Origin of the sequence: Mesorhizobium sp. M7A.F.Ca.US.006.04.2.1 (assembly GCF_004022915.1) — a bacterium.
Lineage (GTDB): Bacteria > Pseudomonadota > Alphaproteobacteria > Rhizobiales > Rhizobiaceae > Mesorhizobium > Mesorhizobium ciceri.
The window spans coordinates 1-3,010 of sequence record NZ_RZQA01000795.1 but is presented as its reverse complement, the minus strand read 5'-3'; the positions used below and the strand labels follow the sequence as shown (position 1 = coordinate 3,010).

Here is a 3,010-nt window from a genome sequence, read left to right as displayed (position 1 = left end):
GTCCGTAGCCGCGCAGCAGGCGATCGACCAGCAGCTTCTTGTCGACGGCCATCACGGCGGCCTGACGGACGTTCTTGTCCAGCATCGCCTCGATGTCGTTGAAGAAGATCATGCCGATGTCGGAAACGTTCTTGCACGAGCCGGCCAGCCCGTCCTTGGCGATCAGCCGGTCATACTCCTCGTAGGGGATTTCGAGCGTCACTTGCGAGGAGCCGGATTCGATCTCGGCGACGCGGCTTGCCGCGTCGGCGACGAACTTGATCGTCACATTCTCGAAGGCCGGCTTGCCGCCCCAGTAGTTCGGGTTTGCCTTGAGCCGCAGGAAAGCGTTGCGCTCGAACTTTTCCACCATGTAGGGCCCGGTGCCGATCGGCGCCTTCTCGAAACCTTCGGCGCCGACCTTCTCGTAATAGGCCTTCGGCATGATGTAGCCGGTCAGGAACGACATCCATTTGAAATAGACCGGGTCGAACTGCACGACGTCGCCGGTGATCTTGTTGCCGTCGATCTTGAAGTTGTTGACGTTCTTCCAGACGAACTGGATCGGGTTGCCGGTCTTTTCGTCGCCTGCCCGCTGTAGCGACCAGACGACGTCCTCGGCCGTGAACGGCGAGCCGTCATGCCAGGTCACGCCTTCGCGCACCGTCATCATGATCTTGGTGCGGTCGTCGTTCCAGCCCCATTCGGTGAGCAGGCCGGGCGCGAAGGACAAATCGGGCTTCTGCGGGATGAATTGATCGAACACCGACTGGTAAAGCCCCTGGATTGTCGGGTTGACGGCCGACGGGCCGGTGGTTGGATCCCAGGATGGCAGGTTGACGTTGTAGGCGATGGTCAGTTCGCCGGCAGCCGCCCTAGCGATCTGCGGCAGGCCGACGGCGGCCACCCCGAGTGCCGCGGCGCTGTATCCCAGCAATTCACGTCTGTTGATTGTCATGGTCGTTCCCCTTGTTGGTTTTGTTTCTGCGCGGCGTCTTCATGTCATCGGTTCAGGCTTCTTGGGCAGCAGCGCCTTGCCTCGTAGCCTCAAGGAAATCTCCGGCTCCTACCTCCCGCCAAGCTGTTGTGCGAGCATGAAGCCCGACGCCGCACCGGTGCCGGCGCCCGGCCATGTCGCGGCTCCAGTGAGGTGCAGATGCGCCACCGGCGTGTTCCAGCCGGCATAGTTGCGCGCCGGGCGGAATAAAAAGTTCTGCGCCAGATGATGGCTGCCGCAGACCTGGTCGCCACCGACGAGATTCGGGTTCTCACGCTCGAGGTCGACGGGCGAGAAGACGGCGCGGCCGAGAATCTTGTTGCGCAGGCCGGGCGCATAGGTCTCGATGATGTCGAGGACACGCTCGGCGTAGGCTTCCTTCACCTTGTCCCAATGGTCCGGTGCGATCTTGCCGGCGGCATCGCCCAGGATTTCGGCCGGCAGCATGCGCACTTGCACCCACAGCACATGCTTGCCCTGAGGCGCCCGCGACGGGTCGATCGCCGTCGGCTGGCCGACCACCAGCACAGGCTCGTCCGGCAGCATGCCCGCCATCGCCTGCTGATAGGTGCGCGACATGGCGTCGAGCGACGGCGACAGATGCACATAGGCGAACTGCCGAAGCTCCGCTCCGGCACGCCAATCCGGCAAATCGTCCAGCGCCAGGTGGATCATCATCGTGCCTGGCGCATGGCGGAATTTCTGCATCGCCGTGTCGAAGCCGGCGTCGCCCGAACCATTGGGCAGCAATCTGCCCGTCAGCGCCGTAGGCGCGACGCCGGCAATGACTGCCCTGGTGGCGGTATGCGTCTCGCCCGAAGCGAGCCGTACGCCGGTCGCGCTGCCGGCGGAAACCGTGATCTCGGCGACTTCGGCGCCGGTGACGATCTTGCCTCCGGCGGAGGTCACCATGCCAGAGAGGGCACGGATGATGGTATCGGCGCCGCCCTTGCCCAGCACCATGCCGAAACTCTGGTTGGCCATCGATTCCAGATAAGGGAACACGGCACCGCCGGCGACATCCGGGGCGAAGTCGAGATGCATGCCCCAAGTGGCGAGCGTTGCCCTGATATACGGCGACTCGAAAGTTTCCTCCAGCCAGGCGCGGGGTGAGGACAGCAGCAGGCGGCCCGTATCGAGCGAACCGGCGATGCCCTTCTTGCGCCACAGGTTCCACGCCGTGCCGGCAAGCGCGCGGGCACTCATCGGCGAACCCAGCAGCCGGAACAGGTGTTCGGCCTCCGCCGGGAAGGCGGCGACCAGCCTGCGCCATGTGGCGGCGTCGGCGGCGGAGAAGGCGGCGATGCGCGCGGCCGTCTTTTCCAGATCGTTGCTGACGCCGAACCAGCGCCCGTCAGGGAATGCGCTGGCGAAACAGTCGGCGACCGGGGCGAACTCCAGCCCCTGCGCTTTCAATTCATTTGCATATTTCCGGTGGAAGGCCGAGCCGGCGAAGAGGCTGAGGTTCATCGCGCCGAAATCGTGGCGGAAGCCGGGAAGGGTGAATTCGCGCGTCTGGACGGCGCCGCCGATTGTCGCGCCGCGCTCGAAAACCCCTGTTTTCCAGCCTTTGAGCGCCAAATGCGCGGCGCATGCCAGACTGTTGTGGCCCGCCCCGACAAAGATGGCGTCGAACTCGCTCACGCCCCGTCCCCATTTCCTTTATGCTTAAAGATAATTGCAGATGCATATGTTTTCGTCTAGTAGGATATTAAGGGCCGAGACGAGCCTTGATCATCACACGAAGAGGGAACTTCAAACCATGGACACGCAAAAACTCCTCGGCGAAGTCGCCGGCCAGCTTCTTTCAGGCGCCATCAAGGTGGTCGACCTGTCGGCGCCGCTCGGGCCGGACACGCCGTTGATCAAGCTGCCGCCGGAACTCGCCGTCGACACGCCGAAGGTCGAGATCCACAACATCTCCCGTTACGACAAGAACGGTCCGTGGTGGGCCTGGAACTGGCTGAAGCTCGGCGAACATTCGGGCACGCATTTCGACGCGCCGCAGCACTGGATCAGCGGCAAGGATTATCC

At 63.5% G+C, this 3,010-nt stretch carries 3 protein-coding genes; 1 reads left to right on the top strand and 2 read right to left on the bottom strand.

All coding sequences use genetic code 11. The features are described from left to right. Together EN925_RS30170 and EN925_RS30165 are read right to left on the bottom strand one after the other, a co-directional pair. Positions 1-937: ABC transporter substrate-binding protein (locus EN925_RS30170; protein ID WP_128337147.1), on the bottom strand; the 937-nt coding region annotated here is incomplete at its 3' end. Between the two features lie 108 nt (positions 938-1,045). Beyond that, positions 1,046-2,620 (bottom strand): NAD(P)/FAD-dependent oxidoreductase, encoded by a 1,575-nt coding sequence (locus EN925_RS30165; RefSeq protein ID WP_127369125.1) that lies wholly within the window; start codon positions 2,618-2,620, stop codon positions 1,046-1,048. Positions 2,621-2,738: 118 nt separating this feature from the next. Here EN925_RS30165 and EN925_RS30160 point away from each other — a divergent pair. Beyond that, a partial coding sequence (locus tag EN925_RS30160) for a cyclase family protein (RefSeq protein ID WP_206633002.1) occupies positions 2,739-3,010 on the top strand: 272 nt, incomplete at its 3' end.